Source organism: uncultured Helicobacter sp., assembly GCF_947367035.1.
Taxonomy (GTDB): domain Bacteria; phylum Campylobacterota; class Campylobacteria; order Campylobacterales; family Helicobacteraceae; genus Helicobacter_D.
The window spans coordinates 1-16,413 of the sequence record NZ_CANBCA010000013.1; the positions used below are offsets into that span (position 1 = coordinate 1).

The following is a 16,413-nucleotide window of genomic DNA, read 5'->3' on the forward strand; positions in this document are numbered from 1 at the left end:
GTTTAATTGCATTTTAAGAAATTTAATTTTAATCTGCTCTTAAGTCTCCTCCTTTCAAGATAAAAATTGATTTACTTTTTTCATAGAAAACATTAGAAGTTTTTGCTTTATTTTTCCCCTACCACTTCTTTACAAAGTTGAGAGAATCTGCAAAAATCTTATGAAATTTAGGTAAAATTGTAGTAAAAAGAGTATGATTTATGGGATGGCTTGAAGGGGTTTTGATTTTTTGTTTTGGGCTTAGTTTTGGCTCTTTTGCAAATGTCTTAATCTACCGTATTCCACGCTCTTTAAATCTAGTATTTCCTGATTCTTTCTGCCCACATTGTCAAACAAGACTCAAATGGAGAGACAAGATTCCTCTACTTTCTTATCTTTTGTATTTAGCAAAGTGTCGCTATTGCAATCTTAAGATTCCATTTTATTATTTCTTAAGTGAAGTTTTAGGCGGAATCTTGGCAGTTTCTTGCTACGCGTGGCTTGGGATTTTTGGCATTCTTCTTTTTGGGCTTCTGCTGTGTTTTTATGTCTTAAGCGTGATTGATTGGGAATTTCTAGCGATTCCAAATAGTTTAAATTTCTTAAATTTGGCATTTGGCATAAGCTATGGTGCGGCAACATTGCCTCCAAATTTGCTTGGTATCTCTTGGGCGGAATCCCTATTATTTGCCACTTGCTTTATGGGGTTTGCAAGTTTCTTAAGACTATTTTTAGGAAGCATTACAAACAAAGAAGTCTTAGGTGAAGGGGATATTATTGTTTTTGGCACGCTTGGTGCAGGACTTGGAGGATTTGGAGGTATTCTAGCAATCTTTTTTGGTTCAACCACAGCACTTTTGACTTTATTATTCTTAAAATTTAGAGATTATCAAGCACTTCAGATTCCTTTTGTTCCTTTTTTGTTTTTTGGATTTATTTGTGTGATTCTCTGCCAATTCTTTGGATTATTTTGAAAATTTGTTGATTTTCCTAACAGGATTCAACACGATTTTAAAAAAATAAATTTACAATAAATTATTGAAGACAAAACAAATTAAAGGAAAATTGTATGCGAATTAGAGTGTATTATGAAGATACAGATTGTGGAGGAATCGTTTATCATTCAAACTATCTAAAATACTGCGAACGTGCTCGTAGTGAGGCATTTTTTAAATCTGGAATTGCGCCTTTGCAAAATGGAATCGGATTTGTGGTTAAAGAAATGCAAATTTGCTTTGATTATCCAGCAAAACTTGGTGATTTATTGGAAGTTCAAACACAAATCATAGGACAAAAATCAGCTTCTTTACAACTTTTACAAACGATTTATTTAACCAATTTTGAAATTCCTAAAAAAATTTTTTCTGCTACAATTACACTCGTTTGTATGGATTCAAAAACCAAAAAAATCACTAAAATCCCACAATGGGCACAAACAATTTTTGATACCTTAAAAGGCTATTAAATGGAACAAAAACAAAAAATCCAATATCCTTGCACTTGGCATTATCGCATTATCGGTAACAGCAAAGAAGAATTATATCTCGCTGCACTAGAGCTTATAGACAAAGAATTTATCCATTCGCCCGCCAAAGAAAGCAGTAAAGGCAAATATCATAGTATTAACATAGAAATAGTTGTGTCTAGCCAAGAAGAACGTGATACAATCTTTGCAAAACTTTATCACGATTCAAGGATAAAATTTGTCCTTTAAAGCTATTTTTTCAAGCCTTTTGATTACTCAAGTTTTCCTTAATGCAGAATCGCAAAATCTTGAGATTCCAAAATTTAATCCACAAATTGCTACACACTGCTTACTAAAACACTATAATGGACTAGAAATTGATTCACAAAATATCTTAAGATTCCATAACAACCAGGCTTTGAGTTGGGATCTTGAGCCAAAAGATACCAATCTATCCACTAAACTTGCTTATCAAAATGCCCTAAAGAATCCAAATTTAGCAGATTCCTTTGCTTTTCCTTATCCACTTGGGAATTTTGCCAAAATGCCCTATCAAGATAGTTCTAGGATTCGTGATATTTCACTTTTTTTTAGCATCTATGGAGCAAATGAAGCAGAAGTCAAACAACATTTAAAATCTCTTGTATGGTTAGATGGCACAGAAATATTATTTAACACACAAAATGGTGCTTATGACGCATTAGAGCGCGTCCGAAATCACTTAGCAAAACACATTAAATCTAATCCGAATCTCAAAATTTACTTAAATAATATTGGAGGCACTTTCAAATGGCGCAAAATTGCTAATTCTCCCAATCTAAGTGCGCATAGTTTTGGAATCGCAATAGATATTAATGTCTCAAATTCGCGTTATTGGCTATGGGATTTAAAAAATCACTTGGAAAGCGATTCCAAGTCTATTGCTATGATTCCATTGGAGATTATTGAATCTTTTGAAAGGGAGAATTTTATTTGGGGTGGGCGTTGGTGGCACTATGACACAATGCATTTTGAATATCGCCCAGAAATTTTATGCTATGCTAGAGAAATTTCAAAACTTTAAACCCTCTTTAGATGACATATTGAAGACATTTTTGACATACAACATAAAGCAACATATCGTGTCCTACGGGTTTAGCATTATAAGAATTCGTAACTTCTATTTGAAGGTTTTCAATCTCATTATTGCAAAATTCTTCAATTTTGCCACACTCCACACAAATGATATGGTCATGATGCAAACCACTTGCAATTTCATAACGTTTTCCACTTTTATCCACTTCAATAGAACTGATAAATCCCTCTTTTTCAAGAAATGAAAGAATGCGATAAATAGAGGAAATACTTGTATTAGCACAAGTTTTACGAATGATTCCAAAAATATCTTCGGGACTCAAATGTCCGCCATCTTCATAAAGTGCTTTGAGTATAAACTCTCGTTGTTTAGAATTTTTAAGATTATTTTTTTTAATAGACAAATGCAATCTATCTAAAATAGTCTTAAGAGATTCTTTGTATTTTTTCATTATGGGATCCTTTGTGTAGTTTATGCAGTAAAATTAAGCTAATTGTAGCAAAATATTATAAAATAAATCAAATATAAAATAAGAATCATTTTTATATTATATTAAGTTGATATTAATTATCATTTTATCAATAAAACTTAAATATTTTATAAGGAGTTGGAATGTCTGTTTTAGTAATCGGTGGAGATGAAATTACACCAATTAAAGCGGTATTAAAAAACTTGGGTTGTCAATCCATAACACATTGGGATTGCAGAAAAGAAAGTATCAATCACAAAGTTTTACCTCAAAATATTGATTGCTTGGTTATGCTTACTAATTTTTTAAACCACAACACAATGAAAAAGTTTCGCACAGAAGCAAAAAAGAAAACAATTCCTGTTGTTTGTGCAAAACGAAGTGTAAGTTGCTTATATTGTGAATTTATGAAAACATTTGATAATAAAAATTGTCCTTGTCAATAGTTTTTATTGTTGTTTTACTTTTATTTTTATAGAATTATCCTAAAAATTATATTTTATATTAATTTAAGGATAAGAATGTTATCTACTCTGCTTGAACCCCTTGGTAATCTAACGATTCTTATTGTAGAAGATGACCCTATCGCATTAGATTTGCTAAGGATTCCACTAGAAAGACGTTGTCGCAAGATTCTAACTGCCAAAAAGGGTGAAATTGGCTTAAAACATTTTAAAAATAATGTCATTGATATTGTAATTACAGATATAAATTTAGAAGGTAAAATAGATGGAATCACGATGGTAAAAACAATGCGAAAAACTAATCCGAATGTTCCTGTTATCTTTATGACTGCTTATAGTGATGAGGAAAAAATTAATGAGATGATTAAACTTAACGCCTGCTCACTCATTAAAAAAGCAGTGGATTTAGAAGAATTATTTGTGTTATTACTTGGAATCAATAAGCAATTACACAAGGAACAAACAGTGGACTTGGGGCAAGGAATCTTTTATCGTAGGCGAGATAAGTCTATTTTAAAAGGTTTTGCAGTTTTTGAACTAACCGATAGGGAATGTCGCATTTTAGATTTGCTTATTAATGCAGATAATTATCCCGTAACTTATGAAGAATTTCATCAAAAAATTTGGAAAGGTCAGCAAATGACAATGGATTCTTTGCGTATGCACGTAAATAGCATTCGTCGCAAAACCTATCACGACCTTATCCGTAATCATTCCCGACTAGGCTATAAATTAAATCGTGTTTTGTCAGAATAAAATAATGCTTAATATTTAAAATAAATTTTCAATTTAACTTGGCACAATCCAATCAAGATTTGCTTTTTTGGAATCCGATAAAATTTAGAATCTTTTAAGAAATTTGCACCTGTTTGATGAAAATGAAACCTAATCCCCGCAAGTTTTGCTTGCTCTTGCAAAGAAACTACCCAAGCAAAATCACACACTCTAGCATTCAACCTAGACTCTCCACCTACACTAATTTCTGCAATCTTACTAGAATCCAAATAAGGTAACTTGGGCAACAAGAAATCCTTAGTAAAATCTATTGTTTAATCCCTAAAAGTGTCGTAATCATCTCATCAATGGCTGAAATCATTTTAGCATTAGCACTATAACCTGTTTGGAATTTAATAAGATTCACTAATTCATCATCTACGGAAACTTCTGAAATTGCTTTATATTCTTTCTTAGTGGAATTATACACTGCCTCTTTAGTTTCTTGCGTTACTTGAGTCCCTTCTGTTTGAGAGGCAACCTTACCAGCAATATAGCGAAAATAATCACTAATGGTTTCGGAACGTTCTTCTCCGTAATAATCCGTGAAAGTAATTTTATCGTATTGAAGTTGCTGCATCATATTTGCCACTTCAAAGTTACCATTTACCGCCTCACGATAAGCACGAATCAAAGTTGGGTCATCACGATAAGCTCTAGCCAACTCTATATTACTCGCATCATTGCCATCAAAGAAACGATTAATACCAAATGCACCAGCAAAGTTTGTGCCATTATCTTGAATAGAAATATAAATTTCTTCTGATGGATTTTTAGAAACAATAGCAAAAGTTTGTGTATCATTATTATAAGTTGCTTGGAATCTATCATCAAAGTCGTTTAAAGCATTGCCATCTAAATTATCATCATTATTAGCATTGAGTTGGTCAATAATGCTCTGCATATTAGTAAGATTATCTATTTTGACTTCACGTGCGCCTAATTCATTACCTTGCTTATCATACATTACAACTTTAAAACTTCCTTCACGCACATTATAACCGCTAGTTGTTAGAGCATCTTGCGTATTAATATAAAGTTTATCACTACGTGCGCCTAATTGAGAGCATTGAGCATAAATATTATTGGTTGCTTCAATAATTCCATTTGCAAAGGTATCCAGATCGTTAATATAAACTTGCAACTTTCCTAAAGTTCCGTTGCAATTTAGCACATCTTCTGTGCGAATCAAATCCAAGAGAGCTCCCACCTTTCCTTCATTGAGAGTGTTTGTCAAATTATATTCTTTGTGGTCTCTACGCAAATACTTAATCGTATAAATTCCACTTGCATTTTGAGAATTATCTAATGTTAATGGGTGGAAAGAATCGCCATCAACAATAGATCTACCTCCAATGGTTAGAGTATAATCCTCATCAAAATCTGCGATATTTTTATTCACACACGCACTACCTTTAACTTCTTCTTTAAACACGCTACAACCAATTAAATTATTAATTTCAAACTCATATTGGTCTCGTAAATCACGTAAATCGTTTGCTTTCCTAAACAAATCTTGATTTTCATATTCATTGATTTGTTTATTAATAATTGATATTTGCTCTGCTAGACGATTCACTTCCTCAACTGCAACTTTGACTTCATCATTTAATCGTTGTTGTAAATAAACCAACGATTTTCGTGTTTCTTGAATATTTTTAGAAAGCGTATTGGCTTGTTCTGCTAATGCGATTTTTTGCGCTGGGTCGCCTGCTTTAGTGGATAAATCTTTCCACGCATTGAAATAATTTTGCAAATCATTGTAAATTCCTACTCCATCAATTTCGGGATAATAAGAGGAAGCTTCCCTAAGTCCAGCAAAACTTGTATCATAATAAGTTTTCTCTGAAGTTGCTTTTTTATAGCGCATATAAGTGTATTCGTCATGCACACGCTCTACCGTCATAATATTTAGCCCTTGTCCTAAAGCATAATTTTGCTTCCAAAGTGGAGTTTGTGCTGAACTTCTAACCACTTGTCTTGAATAGAATTCATTATTTGCATTTGCAATGTTGTTGCTAGTGGTATCCACCATAACTTGGTGTCCGGTTAAACCTGTATATGGAGTATTAAGTGATGAAAGTAATCCGCCCATAGCCTACTCCTTTAAACTTCAGTATGCAAAAAGGACGCATTGCCCAAAGATTGCTTTTTATAACCACGCTCTTCAATAGGGATAATTTTTCCTAAAAGTGAGGTATAAAATTCAGAAACGGCTAAAGACATTTTGCCAAAACGATAGTTAAGATTTTTTAAGATTTCTAGTTGGTCGTGGAGTTCCGCAGTGCATTCGCTAGCACCTTCTCCTAATAGCTTTTGCTTATCTTCATAGGTTAAATCCTCTAAACTTGCATTGGGATACTCTGTGTGCAAACGTTCTTCAATGCTTTTAGCATAGGCTTCTTTTTTTCGTATAAAAGATGCAACTAATTCTTCTTTTTGTGGAACTCTTGAAAAAATAGCTTCATTATTTGCGATTTTAATATCTGCAATATCTTGTTCCGTGATTGCAATGAGTGCTTTAATATCCTCTAAAGCATCTTTTAAAAACTGCAAGGACATGAGATAACTCCTAAAATTAGACTTATCTCTTATCTAAGCAATTCTTGTGCCAACTTTTCAGCACTCTCCTTTAAATCTAATTTATAAGTCCTATTTTGAATTGCAGATTTAATTTCTTCTAATCTAGAGCTATTAGAAGTCTTGCCACTTTTATCTGTTTGGGTTTTTTCATTGATTGATTCATTTTTAGCATTATTAATCTGCGAAGTATTTTTATTGTTTGCTTGATTAATTGCACTTGAAAAAACCGAATTATTCATCAAATGACTAATCATAAATTCTCCTTTCTAAAAAATGTTTCTATTATATCGGCTATTTTTTAAAAAACTAAAATGACTCACGGACACTTTTTGAAACATCTTGTAAAAACTTCTCTGTATCAGACTTTGGCGGAGCAATTTGCTGACCATCACCATATAATGGGACATCAGGACCTCCGATTTTAATTGCATATAAAATCACAAACAGCATAAAATAAACAAAGAGTCCAAATCCCATTGACGGCACAAACCAATCTTTCATTCCTTACTCCTTATTAATTTTAATTCAAAGAATGCTTTTTATTTAAAATGCAAAAATATATTTACAAGTATAGCAAAATTTTATTTTTAATAAAATTTAAAAAAATTCGTATTTTTTATAGCAAAATGCACCTTTTGTGCTATAATCCTTTTTCTCTAAAACAATTAATCCACTTAAACTATATAAAATAGGGGGACAAATTTATGCAATTTATTCAACTCATTAAGCAAGCATTTCTTAAAAATTCTTTAAAAACTTTTTATATCTTTACTTTGGGCTTATTAAGTGCTAGTGCCGCCGAAGTTCAAGAGTCCCAATGGGAACAAGGACAAACTCTTCTCACTTTTTTTGAAAAAAACAAGATTCCTTTAAAAGTTTATTACGATTTAGTTCCTGAAGATAAAGAGTTGGCAGATGAAATTATCAGTGGTAGCACTTTTTACACACTTTATGAGGATTCCAAACTTCTTCAAGCACTTATTCCTATTAATGAAAACTCTCAACTTCATATCTTTAAACAAGACGACTCTTATAGTATGCGAGCAATTCCTGTATCTTATTTTACAGAAGAACGCACAATCACTCTCTCGGTTGAAAATTCACCCTATAATGATATTGTCAAATTAACAGGGGATAAATTTTTAGCAAGTGATTTTACCCACGCTTATAAGGGAAGTGTAAATTTTCGCCGTGAAGTGCGAAAGAACGATAAACTAGCAATTATTTATGAACGCAAATATCGTTTAGGAAAAAACTTTGGTTCTCCTAACATTAAAGCTTCTATTTTAAATGTTGGCAAACGCTCCAAATACGTTGTCCGCCACGAAGATGGGCAATTTTACGATTTAAAAGGAAATAATTTAAGTAAATATTTACTAACTATCCCATTACACTATAAGCGCATCTCTTCTCACTTTTCTATGGGACGCAAACACCCGATTCTAGGGTATAAACGCCCGCATTTAGGAACAGATTATGCCGCGCCGCGCCATACGCCTATTCGTGCAGCAGGAAAAGGCAGAGTAATCTTTGCAGGAACAAAAGGTGGCTATGGCAAAACCGTAATTATCCAGCACGAAAATGGCTACAAAACACTCTATGCGCATATGCAAAAAATTGACCGCAGAATCCGCACAGGAGTCAATGTTGCACAAGGAAAACAAATTGGCACTGTGGGTAGCACAGGTCTTAGCACAGGACCACATTTACACTTCGGACTTTATAAAAATGGTAGTGCAGTTAATCCTGTAAAACACTTAAAAATTGCTCATTCAATACTTAAAGGCAAAGAAAAAGAAGGGTTTTTAGCCACCGCAAAAGTCTATCAAAAAATTTTAAATACCGCTTTAGCAGAAGGGGTAGATAACCAAACACCATTTAAAAAACTACAAGGCGGTTATATTGTTTATCTTAGCGTAGAGAATAAGAATTTAAACTAATGCAACCTAAAGATATTTCTAATATTCGCTTTTGTAGTTGCCACGATTCTAAGTATATTAAACCCAAGCGTATGCTTTTTCGCGAAAATGGCAAAGAACGTAGTTGGGATATTATTGAAGCACACGATAGTGTAGCAATTTTGCTCTACCATAAACCAAAAGAATCTTTCGTGGTAGTTAAGCAATTCCGCCCTGCAGTTTATCTCAAAGAAAGCATCCGTAAAACTCCCAATCTAAAAGTTGAATTAGGCTACACTTTTGAGCTTTGCGCAGGCATTACAGACAAAAAAGGGAAGTCTCTTAAAGAAATCGCACAAGAAGAAATCCTAGAAGAATGTGGCTATGCAATTCCATTAGAAAATATTAATAAAATCACTGAATTTTATAGTTCTGTTGGTTTTGCAGGCAGCAAACAAACGCTTTTTTTCGCCACCATTGATGAATCTTGTCGCCAAAATGAAGGAGGTGGTATAGAAGATGAAAATATTGAAGTTATGTTTATCCCTAGAAAAAAAGCGCATAACTTTATCTTAGATGAATCTTATCCAAAAACTTCAGGCATTATGTTTGCTTTTCTTTGGTTTTTTGAAAATTTCAAGGATTGTTAATGCAAAATTATTCTACACTTCAAGAACTCACTAAAAAACTAGACGAAATTAAAGAATCTTGGCAAATTTACACGATTTTTGAAGAAGAAAAAAAACGTTTTAATGAAGAATTTGATGCCCTCAAAAAAGATAAAGCTTCTTTAATGGAATCCTTTAATGACATCTCCGCTAGAAACGCACTATTGCTAGCAGAAAACAAAGATTTAGAACAAAACAATAAGACGTTAGAAGAAGAAATTACAATCAAAAAGCAAGAACTTGAATCCTTAAAACTCAATGACAATCAATCCTATCTTTCAGACATTCTAGATTCTAAATCTCTAACAACACAATATCAAACTTTAAAAAAGATTTTAAAATCCATAGAAGAATTATTTCAAAAAGACCAGCTTTCGCCCCCAAAAGCTTTACAAAAACTAGAAGTTTCTTACCAAAAACACCAACGCTTACTAGCCAATCCTGCCAAAGAATATGTAACTTTAGAATCCGCTCACACACTTTTTGACTTGCTCATCAAAATAAAATCTAAGATTAAAGAGATGAACCTAGAAATTTCAAAACTAGATTCAAAGATTCAAAATTTACGAAAATCACCCAATGATTCTAAAACGTCTAATGAAAAAATATAAAGCTCCTAAATTTTAACATTTATTTGAAAGTAGTTCTATGAAAACATTAAACCTTTTTGTCTCTGCCATAGAATATTCTGCCAATCTCCACTTAGCTAATCTATTAAAATCCCTACAAAAATTACAAATTTCTTTTACTCTTTATGGAATCTTTGATAGCACATTATTAAATCAAATCCTAATAGAATCGCAAAATGCTTACAAGACAAATAATAATCAGACAGATTCAAAACAACTTAATTCCAACACTATAAACAACTTTCAAAGCACTTATAACCCTGAATATTTCCGCATTATGGGCTTTGTTGATGTCCTCAAACGAATTCCAAAGTTTTTCCAACTCAAACAAGAACTAGCTCAAATTTCCCTTAAATGCGACATTGCACTTTTTATGGATTCCTCCTCTTTTAATATTCCGCTTATTCAAACGATTCGTAAGCTTCTTGATAAAACAAAATCCCAAAAAAAACCTCGTATTATTTATTATATCTTGCCACAAGTTTGGGCTTGGAAACCTAAACGTGCGCAAATCTTGAGTGAAATTTGCGATGAGTTGTGGGGTATCTTGCCTTTTGAAAAAGATTTTTATCCAAACTCCGCTCTTATTACCTATATGGGACACCCACTTCTTGATGCAATTCCTTACTCTTTTGATACACCACAAAACACACACAATATTGCTTTTATGCCTGGTTCTCGTAAGAGTGAGATTCGCTCACTTTTCCCAATCTTCAACCAACTTGCTAAATACCTAAAATCTCAAGGTAAAAATCCAATTTTAATTATCCCAAAAGCCTTTAAAAATGATGATTTAAGCAAAATTTATGGCGATATAAGTGCATTTGAACTCTCTTTTGATACTTATCTAGGATTACAAACAAGCGAATTTGCTTTTGTATGTAGTGGCACAGCAACCCTAGAATCTACTCTGCTTGGGATTCCAACTATTTTAACTTATAAAGCAAAACCTTTAGATTATTGCATTGCTAGAGCTTTAGTGAAGCTCAATTACATAGGTCTAGCAAATATTTTTTTAGAATTTTATTATTTTAAAGCGCCCAAAAATAATCCAAATCCTACCATTTTTCCAATCCACCCAGAATTTTTACAAGAGCAAGTGAGCATAGAAAATCTCAAAAAAGCTTATGATTCTTTTAATTACAAACATTTTTTTGAACAGAAAAAGATTTTATTTAGCTATTTAGCTCACGGAAGTGCAGAATCTTGTGTAAAAAAAATACAAAATTTTATGAAAAATTTGTAAAAATAAAGGGCTTTTTAACACTCTTTTTTCTACTATATCCAAAAGTATTTTATCTATAAAGGGAATCAAATATGGAGCCTATGACCAAATATGGTTATGACAAGTTAATCACTGAACTTAAAAATCTCAAGGAAGTTGAACGACCAAAAAATATTATTGAAATTGACACTGCAAGAGAACACGGCGACCTCAAGGAAAACGCGGAATATCACGCAGCGAGGGAGCGTCAGCTCTTTTTGGACGCTCGTATTAATGAACTAACACAACTTGTTGCGGACGCGAGAGTGATTGACCCATCAAGCTTGGAACACAACAAAATTAGCTTTGGTTCAACGATTAAATTAGAAGATTTGGATACAGAAAAAACTTTCACTTATACAATTGTTGGAGCAACAGAAAGTAATCCGGAAAAAGGTTTAATTTCTTACCATTCTCCTCTAGCAAAACAACTTTTAGGAAAAGTTGCGGGAGAGGAAGTCAGTATGAATCTACCAAAAGGACGCGTAGATTATGAAATCTTGGAAATATCCTATAAACCAATTCAATTTTAAGGTTTTCTTGTGGCAATACTAAAAATTAAAAAATTGACCCCAAACGCTATTATTCCAAACTATCAAAGCGAAGAAGCTGCGGGATTTGACCTTTGTGCAAGCGAAAATCTGACCTTAGAAAGAGGTAAGTGGGCTTTAATTCCAACAGGACTTAGCTTTAGTTTCCCAAAAAACTATGAAATACAAATTCGTCCAAGAAGTGGATTAGCATTAAAATATGGAATCACGATTTTAAATTCACCCGGAACGATTGATTCAGATTATCGTGGTGAAATCAAAGTGATTGTGATTAATTTGGGCGAAGAAGCATTCAAAATAAATAAAGGCGATAGAATCGCACAAGCCGTGTTTTGTAAGGTTAAAAAAGCTAATATTAAAGTTATTCAAGAGTTAGATGAAACCAAACGCGGTAAAGGTGGATTTGGAAGCACAGGAAAATAAAATTACAAATCACTAAATTTAAGGAGAAAATTTGAGTTTAAAACAAAATGTAGATTTTATCAAAGAAGAAATGAATAATGATGAAAAAATGCTAGAAAGTCTTATTCGTTTTGAAGGCTGGTTTAAGCGATATAAAACTGCGCTTATTGCACTTGCTATTCTTGCTATTGTACTTACCTTTGCTTATATGGGCAACAATTACTATCAAGAAAGCAGACAACAAAAACTCTCTAATCTTTACCAAGAAGCATTAAAAGGTGATGAAAAGGCTATCACTTCGCTTAAAAACTCTCAAAGTAGGCTTTATGACTTATATCTTTTTCAAAAAGCATTAAAATCTAATGATAAAGAAACTTTAAAAACATTAGAATCTTGTCAAGACCCAATTATTGCACAATTTGCAAAATTACAAAATGCATCTTTAACACAAAATTTAGATACACTTGATTCCAAAGATTCTGGAGATTTTGGCTATTTACAAGCTGCATTTTTACAAATTCAAGCAAACAAGAACCAAGAGGCTAAAGAAATTTTATCTAAAATCCAAAATGATTCTCCTGTTAGGGATTTTGCTAATGCGCTAGAACATTTAAGTATTCAAGGGGATGCTAATGCTAAATAATTCTTTTAAGAGTTTAATTCTATCTGCTTTCTCTATCATCGCACTATCATTTATTTTTAGCGGTTGTGGCTCTAAATATTATTTTGAACCCAAAGAGGAAGAAATTAAAGGTAAAGTTTCCTTTAATGATTCTATTCCATCACCTATTATTTCAATCGTGCGTGATGGCGCAACATTAAAAAATGGGCAATTCATTACAAAATATTCCGAGATTCCAAATGTTTATTTACCGCAAGACACACAATATCTCAACCAAACAGAAGATTATTATTTAGCTGGCACATACCGATCTTTATTGCTAATTGATAAACAAACCAATGAGCAAATCTCCATTGCATTTGATAATACCCCTATTAGTGCCTCCATGAATGGACCACTCATTGCAGTCATTTTTGATAATAATACTTTTGTCCTATATGATTTAAACAGAGGTCAAATTACCTATAAACAAGACAGCACATTAGCGCCTACTAACAATACACTGATTGCAGCACCTTATTTTTTAAGTGATATTGTCATTGTGCCAACCCTAGATGGAAAACTTGTCATTGTGGATAGAAACAATATGCAGATGATTCGTAATATTGTCGTTAATGGCGATAAATACTTTAATAATGTTATTTTTTTAGAAGCTATTGGAAATCGTATGGTTGCCGCCACACCTAAGCGTATTATTTCTGTTAGTCCAAGCGTAATTAATACTTTTAATGCCAACATTAAAGATGTTTTATTTTTTGAGGATAGAATCTTTATTTTTACCAGTGAAGGGGAAGTTATTTTAACAGACCAAGATTTAAACGAAAAACGCCGAGTTAAATTTCCTTTTGCGCATTTTACTGCAGCTAATCACGGAAGAAATATTGTTATTTTAGAGACACAAGGTTATCTTATCGCATTAGATGACGAATTGCAAAATAGTGCGATTTTCGCGCTTCCAAATGAAATTGATGAACCTACATTTTCTAGTATGCGTAAAATATTCATTGGCAATAAAATTTTAAAAGTAGAATAGAGGCATAATGATTCTCTGTGATATTGGTAATACCTTTTTGCATTTTTACTATCGCGGCAGAATCTGGAAAGAAGAAAAAAATAAACTCACTCCTAAAGATTCTAAAGAACTTGTTATGTATATTAGCGTGAATGAGGATTCTACAAACGCCTTACTTTGCACTCATCCTCGCTGTTTTGATTTAACGCCTTATGTGAATATTGATACAACTTACAAAGGATTAGGCATTGATAGAATCGCAGCCTGTAAAGCAATTAGTGATGGGGTCATTGTAGATGCAGGAAGTGCTATCACCGTGGATGTTATGCATCAAGGTATCCATTTAGGAGGCTTTATTATGCCTGGCATTACACAATATCGTAAAATGTTTAGTAGCATCTCCGTGTTAGATTGCGAAATAAACTTAGCAGTAGGTTTAGATACCTTTCCACAAAATACACGAGATGCTGTAAGTTATGGTATGTTAAATTCTATCGTCTTAGTGCTTAAACAAACTTCTAAAAATAAAAAAATTCATTTTACAGGTGGTGATGGTAAGTTCCTCTCAAGATTCTTCAAAGATTGTTTTTATGATGACTTACTTGTATTTAAAGGAATGCAGAAAGCAATTAATGAAAACTTTACCTCACAAGGAATTTATGTATGATAAAAGTTGCATTACCAAAAGGCAGAATCGCAGATAAAACATTGCAAATTTTTGAAACATTCATAGGCGAACCACTTCATTTTGAAGACCGCAAACTTATCTTAATAAAAGATAAGTTTCAATTTATGCTTGTGCGTAACCAAGATGTTCCAATCTATGTTGAAAGAGGAGCAGCGGACATCGGGGTAGTAGGATTAGATGTGCTAGAAGAACAGCAAAACTCACTTGTGCGCTTACTTGATTTAGAGTTTGGCAAATGTAAAATTGCCGTTGGTTCACCCAATCATTATAAAATGGATTTTTCTAATCCAAATTTAAAAATCGCAACTAAAATGATTAATATTACCAAAAGATTTTTTGCGCAAAAAGCAATGAGTGTAGAAATCATTAAACTTTATGGTTCTATTGAATTAGCCCCTCTTGTGGGTATGGCAGATGCAATTGTGGATTTAGTAGAAACAGGAGACACGATGCGTCAAAATAATCTTAAAATTGACGAAATCATTATGGAAATCAGTGCTTATCTAGTCGCAAATCCTAATAGCTTTTATATGCAAAAGCTAGAAATTCTTGAAATTCAAAATCATTTTAAAACGCAAATCAAATCTAAAAGGAGTTAAAATGGGGCAAACCATCACAGAAAAAATCTTTTCAGACCATATTGGCAAAGCCGTCTATGCAGGAGAAATTGTAGATTCTCCTATTGATATGGTAATTGGTAATGATATTACTACACCGCTTTCTATTAAAGCTTATGAACAAAGTGGAGCACAAAAACTCGCAAATCCTGATGGATTCTGTATTGTTATGGACCATTTTATCCCTGCAAAAGACATCGCAAGTGCAAATCAAGCACGTATTAGTCGTGATTTTGCCAAAAAACACAAACTCAAATATTTTTTTGATGAAAAAGATATGGGGATTGAACACGCTTTACTTCCTGAAAAAGGTTTAGTTGTCAGTGGAGATGTTATTATCGGTGCAGATTCTCATACTTGCACACACGGTGCTTTAGGAGCCTTTAGCACAGGTATGGGAAGCACAGATTTAGCCTATACAATGATTACAGGAAAAAATTGGTTTAAAGTCCCAAGTGCTATTAAGGTTGAATTACTTGGCAAACCTGCACAGCATATTTATGGCAAAGACTTAATCTTAGAATTAATTCGTCAATTAGGTGTAGATGGCGCACTCTATCAAACGCTTGAATTTTGCGGTGATGCGATTGCATTTTTGAGTATGGACGATAGGTTTTCTCTCTGCAATATGGTCATTGAAGCGGGAGCAAAAAACGGAATCATTGCTCCAGATTCCATTACACGTGAATTCTTAGCAAATCGTTCAAGCCTACGTGCAAAACCAAAAGAATTTTTCTCCGACCCTGATGCACATTATACACGCACTATTACGATTGATACTAGCAATCTAGAACCCATCATTGCTTATCCTTATCTTCCAAGCAATGGTAAAAGTATTTCCCAAGCAGTGCGTGATGATTTGAAAATTGACCAAGTTTTTATTGGAAGTTGCACTAATGGAAGATTGAGTGATTTAAAAATCGCTAGTGAAATCTTAAAAGGCAAAAAAGTCCATTCTGATGTTCGTCTCATTATCACACCTGGCACACAGCAAATCTATAAAGAAGCATATGGACTAGGTTATATTGATACATTATTAGAAGCAGGTGCGCTCATTTCAAATCCTACCTGTGGTGCTTGTTTAGGCGGGTATATGGGAATCTTAGGAAATGGTGAGCGTTGCGTCTCTACGACAAATCGTAATTTCGTAGGTAGAATGGGAGCGCGAAACTCTGAAGTCTATCTCGCAAACTCTGCTGTCGCAGCAAAAAGTGCTATTATGGGTAAAATTGCTGACCCCCGCACTTAAAACT

23 protein-coding genes are annotated in these 16,413 nt (G+C 33.2%); 17 read left to right on the forward strand and 6 right to left on the reverse strand.

What is annotated here, in order from left to right:
* Positions 1-200 precede the first annotated feature (200 nt).
* The 4 genes from Q0Y61_RS05575 to Q0Y61_RS05590 all read left to right on the forward strand — a co-directional run bounded on the left by Q0Y61_RS05575 (position 201) and on the right by Q0Y61_RS05590 (position 2,507).
* Positions 201-953, forward strand: a complete 753-nt coding sequence (locus tag Q0Y61_RS05575) for an A24 family peptidase (RefSeq protein ID WP_297812649.1) — start codon at positions 201-203, stop codon at positions 951-953.
* A gap of 95 nt (positions 954-1,048) precedes the next feature.
* The gene (locus Q0Y61_RS05580) at positions 1,049-1,444 is read left to right on the forward strand and encodes a YbgC/FadM family acyl-CoA thioesterase (RefSeq protein ID WP_297812652.1); all 396 of its coding nucleotides are present in this window, start codon (positions 1,049-1,051) and stop codon (positions 1,442-1,444) included.
* Complete coding sequence (locus Q0Y61_RS05585; protein ID WP_297812655.1) at positions 1,445-1,693, forward strand: DUF493 domain-containing protein; 249 nt, start codon at positions 1,445-1,447, stop codon at positions 1,691-1,693.
* Entirely contained in the window at positions 1,683-2,507 is an 825-nt protein-coding gene (locus Q0Y61_RS05590) for a M15 family metallopeptidase (RefSeq protein ID WP_297812658.1), read from the forward strand. Before Q0Y61_RS05585 ends, Q0Y61_RS05590 begins: the two co-directional genes overlap by 11 nt.
* Before the next feature lie 7 nt (positions 2,508-2,514).
* Here the strand turns inward: Q0Y61_RS05590 and Q0Y61_RS05595 are convergent, their stop codons facing one another.
* Positions 2,515-2,970, reverse strand: coding sequence for a Fur family transcriptional regulator (locus Q0Y61_RS05595; RefSeq protein ID WP_297812661.1), 456 nt, complete (start codon positions 2,968-2,970; stop codon positions 2,515-2,517).
* A gap of 161 nt (positions 2,971-3,131) precedes the next feature.
* Here Q0Y61_RS05595 and Q0Y61_RS05600 point away from each other — a divergent pair, with 161 nt between their 5' ends.
* Entirely contained in the window at positions 3,132-3,434 is a 303-nt protein-coding gene (locus Q0Y61_RS05600; RefSeq protein WP_297812665.1) for a DUF2325 domain-containing protein, read from the forward strand.
* 75 nt (positions 3,435-3,509) lie between these two features.
* Positions 3,510-4,208 carry a response regulator gene (locus tag Q0Y61_RS05605; RefSeq protein WP_297812668.1) on the forward strand — a complete coding sequence of 233 codons (699 nt, stop codon included), beginning with the start codon at positions 3,510-3,512 and terminating at the stop codon, positions 4,206-4,208.
* Between the two features lie 8 nt (positions 4,209-4,216).
* Here the strand turns inward: Q0Y61_RS05605 and Q0Y61_RS05610 are convergent, their stop codons facing one another.
* Genes Q0Y61_RS05610 through Q0Y61_RS05630 form a run of 5 tightly spaced genes read right to left on the reverse strand, consistent with a single transcriptional unit; the run spans position 4,217 to position 7,310 of the window.
* Positions 4,217-4,474, reverse strand: a complete 258-nt coding sequence (locus tag Q0Y61_RS05610) for a DUF5131 family protein (RefSeq protein ID WP_297812671.1) — start codon at positions 4,472-4,474, stop codon at positions 4,217-4,219.
* Between the two features lie 20 nt (positions 4,475-4,494).
* Positions 4,495-6,321, reverse strand: a complete 1,827-nt coding sequence (gene flgK, locus Q0Y61_RS05615; protein WP_297812674.1) for a flagellar hook-associated protein FlgK — start codon at positions 6,319-6,321, stop codon at positions 4,495-4,497.
* A gap of 11 nt (positions 6,322-6,332) precedes the next feature.
* Entirely contained in the window at positions 6,333-6,788 is a 456-nt protein-coding gene (locus Q0Y61_RS05620; protein WP_297812677.1) for a hypothetical protein, read from the reverse strand.
* 29 nt (positions 6,789-6,817) lie between these two features.
* Positions 6,818-7,063 (reverse strand): flagellar biosynthesis anti-sigma factor FlgM, encoded by a 246-nt coding sequence (locus Q0Y61_RS05625; protein WP_297812680.1) that lies wholly within the window; start codon positions 7,061-7,063, stop codon positions 6,818-6,820.
* A 52-nt stretch (positions 7,064-7,115) separates the two neighbouring features.
* Positions 7,116-7,310 carry a hypothetical protein gene (locus tag Q0Y61_RS05630; protein WP_297812683.1) on the reverse strand — a complete coding sequence of 65 codons (195 nt, stop codon included), beginning with the start codon at positions 7,308-7,310 and terminating at the stop codon, positions 7,116-7,118.
* A 203-nt stretch (positions 7,311-7,513) separates the two neighbouring features.
* Between Q0Y61_RS05630 and Q0Y61_RS05635 the strand changes: the two genes are divergently transcribed.
* From Q0Y61_RS05635 to Q0Y61_RS05685, 11 genes are all read left to right on the forward strand, one after another.
* On the forward strand, positions 7,514-8,749 hold the full coding sequence (locus Q0Y61_RS05635) for a peptidoglycan DD-metalloendopeptidase family protein (protein ID WP_297812686.1): 1,236 nt from the start codon (positions 7,514-7,516) through the stop codon (positions 8,747-8,749).
* Complete coding sequence (locus Q0Y61_RS05640; RefSeq protein WP_297812689.1) at positions 8,749-9,357, forward strand: NUDIX hydrolase; 609 nt, start codon at positions 8,749-8,751, stop codon at positions 9,355-9,357. The genes Q0Y61_RS05635 and Q0Y61_RS05640 overlap by 1 nt, the downstream gene beginning before the upstream one ends.
* Positions 9,357-9,986 (forward strand): hypothetical protein, encoded by a 630-nt coding sequence (locus Q0Y61_RS05645; RefSeq protein WP_297812694.1) that lies wholly within the window; start codon positions 9,357-9,359, stop codon positions 9,984-9,986. The genes Q0Y61_RS05640 and Q0Y61_RS05645 overlap by 1 nt, the downstream gene beginning before the upstream one ends.
* 37 nt (positions 9,987-10,023) lie before the next feature.
* Entirely contained in the window at positions 10,024-11,250 is a 1,227-nt protein-coding gene (lpxB, locus tag Q0Y61_RS05650) for a lipid-A-disaccharide synthase (RefSeq protein ID WP_297812697.1), read from the forward strand.
* A gap of 71 nt (positions 11,251-11,321) precedes the next feature.
* Positions 11,322-11,801: a transcription elongation factor GreA gene (greA, locus tag Q0Y61_RS05655; protein WP_297812700.1), complete on the forward strand. Its 480-nt coding sequence runs from the start codon at positions 11,322-11,324 to the stop codon at positions 11,799-11,801.
* A 9-nt stretch (positions 11,802-11,810) separates the two neighbouring features.
* A complete protein-coding gene (gene dut / locus Q0Y61_RS05660; RefSeq protein WP_297812703.1) occupies positions 11,811-12,242 on the forward strand; it encodes a dUTP diphosphatase in 432 nt (143 codons plus the stop codon).
* A 31-nt stretch (positions 12,243-12,273) separates the two neighbouring features.
* Positions 12,274-12,864, forward strand: coding sequence for a tetratricopeptide repeat protein (locus Q0Y61_RS05665; RefSeq protein ID WP_297812706.1), 591 nt, complete (start codon positions 12,274-12,276; stop codon positions 12,862-12,864).
* The gene (locus Q0Y61_RS05670; RefSeq protein ID WP_297812709.1) at positions 12,854-13,876 is read left to right on the forward strand and encodes a hypothetical protein; all 1,023 of its coding nucleotides are present in this window, start codon (positions 12,854-12,856) and stop codon (positions 13,874-13,876) included. Before Q0Y61_RS05665 ends, Q0Y61_RS05670 begins: the two co-directional genes overlap by 11 nt.
* Before the next feature lie 7 nt (positions 13,877-13,883).
* The gene (locus Q0Y61_RS05675) at positions 13,884-14,522 is read left to right on the forward strand and encodes a type III pantothenate kinase (protein WP_297812711.1); all 639 of its coding nucleotides are present in this window, start codon (positions 13,884-13,886) and stop codon (positions 14,520-14,522) included.
* On the forward strand, positions 14,519-15,142 hold the full coding sequence (gene hisG, locus Q0Y61_RS05680; protein WP_297812714.1) for an ATP phosphoribosyltransferase: 624 nt from the start codon (positions 14,519-14,521) through the stop codon (positions 15,140-15,142). The genes Q0Y61_RS05675 and hisG overlap by 4 nt, the downstream gene beginning before the upstream one ends.
* Position 15,143: 1 nt before the next feature.
* Positions 15,144-16,409 carry a 3-isopropylmalate dehydratase large subunit gene (locus Q0Y61_RS05685; protein WP_297812717.1) on the forward strand — a complete coding sequence of 422 codons (1,266 nt, stop codon included), beginning with the start codon at positions 15,144-15,146 and terminating at the stop codon, positions 16,407-16,409.
* Positions 16,410-16,413 lie beyond the last annotated feature (4 nt).

Coding starts and splice junctions, on each gene's coding strand:
- hisG (WP_297812714.1), top strand. CDS start 14,519: ATGATAAAAGTTGCATTACCAAAAGGCAGAATCGCAGATAAAACATTG.
- Q0Y61_RS05675 (WP_297812711.1), top strand. CDS start 13,884: ATGATTCTCTGTGATATTGGTAATACCTTTTTGCATTTTTACTATCGC.
- flgK (WP_297812674.1), bottom strand. CDS start 6,321: ATGGGCGGATTACTTTCATCACTTAATACTCCATATACAGGTTTAACC.
- Q0Y61_RS05575 (WP_297812649.1), top strand. CDS start 201: ATGGGATGGCTTGAAGGGGTTTTGATTTTTTGTTTTGGGCTTAGTTTT.
- Q0Y61_RS05605 (WP_297812668.1), top strand. CDS start 3,510: ATGTTATCTACTCTGCTTGAACCCCTTGGTAATCTAACGATTCTTATT.
- lpxB (WP_297812697.1), top strand. CDS start 10,024: ATGAAAACATTAAACCTTTTTGTCTCTGCCATAGAATATTCTGCCAAT.
- Q0Y61_RS05630 (WP_297812683.1), bottom strand. CDS start 7,310: ATGAAAGATTGGTTTGTGCCGTCAATGGGATTTGGACTCTTTGTTTAT.
- Q0Y61_RS05620 (WP_297812677.1), bottom strand. CDS start 6,788: ATGTCCTTGCAGTTTTTAAAAGATGCTTTAGAGGATATTAAAGCACTC.
- Q0Y61_RS05640 (WP_297812689.1), top strand. CDS start 8,749: ATGCAACCTAAAGATATTTCTAATATTCGCTTTTGTAGTTGCCACGAT.
- Q0Y61_RS05685 (WP_297812717.1), top strand. CDS start 15,144: ATGGGGCAAACCATCACAGAAAAAATCTTTTCAGACCATATTGGCAAA.
- Q0Y61_RS05585 (WP_297812655.1), top strand. CDS start 1,445: ATGGAACAAAAACAAAAAATCCAATATCCTTGCACTTGGCATTATCGC.
- Q0Y61_RS05645 (WP_297812694.1), top strand. CDS start 9,357: ATGCAAAATTATTCTACACTTCAAGAACTCACTAAAAAACTAGACGAA.
- greA (WP_297812700.1), top strand. CDS start 11,322: ATGGAGCCTATGACCAAATATGGTTATGACAAGTTAATCACTGAACTT.
- Q0Y61_RS05625 (WP_297812680.1), bottom strand. CDS start 7,063: ATGATTAGTCATTTGATGAATAATTCGGTTTTTTCAAGTGCAATTAAT.
- Q0Y61_RS05580 (WP_297812652.1), top strand. CDS start 1,049: ATGCGAATTAGAGTGTATTATGAAGATACAGATTGTGGAGGAATCGTT.
- Q0Y61_RS05595 (WP_297812661.1), bottom strand. CDS start 2,970: ATGAAAAAATACAAAGAATCTCTTAAGACTATTTTAGATAGATTGCAT.
- Q0Y61_RS05670 (WP_297812709.1), top strand. CDS start 12,854: ATGCTAAATAATTCTTTTAAGAGTTTAATTCTATCTGCTTTCTCTATC.
- Q0Y61_RS05600 (WP_297812665.1), top strand. CDS start 3,132: ATGTCTGTTTTAGTAATCGGTGGAGATGAAATTACACCAATTAAAGCG.
- Q0Y61_RS05635 (WP_297812686.1), top strand. CDS start 7,514: ATGCAATTTATTCAACTCATTAAGCAAGCATTTCTTAAAAATTCTTTA.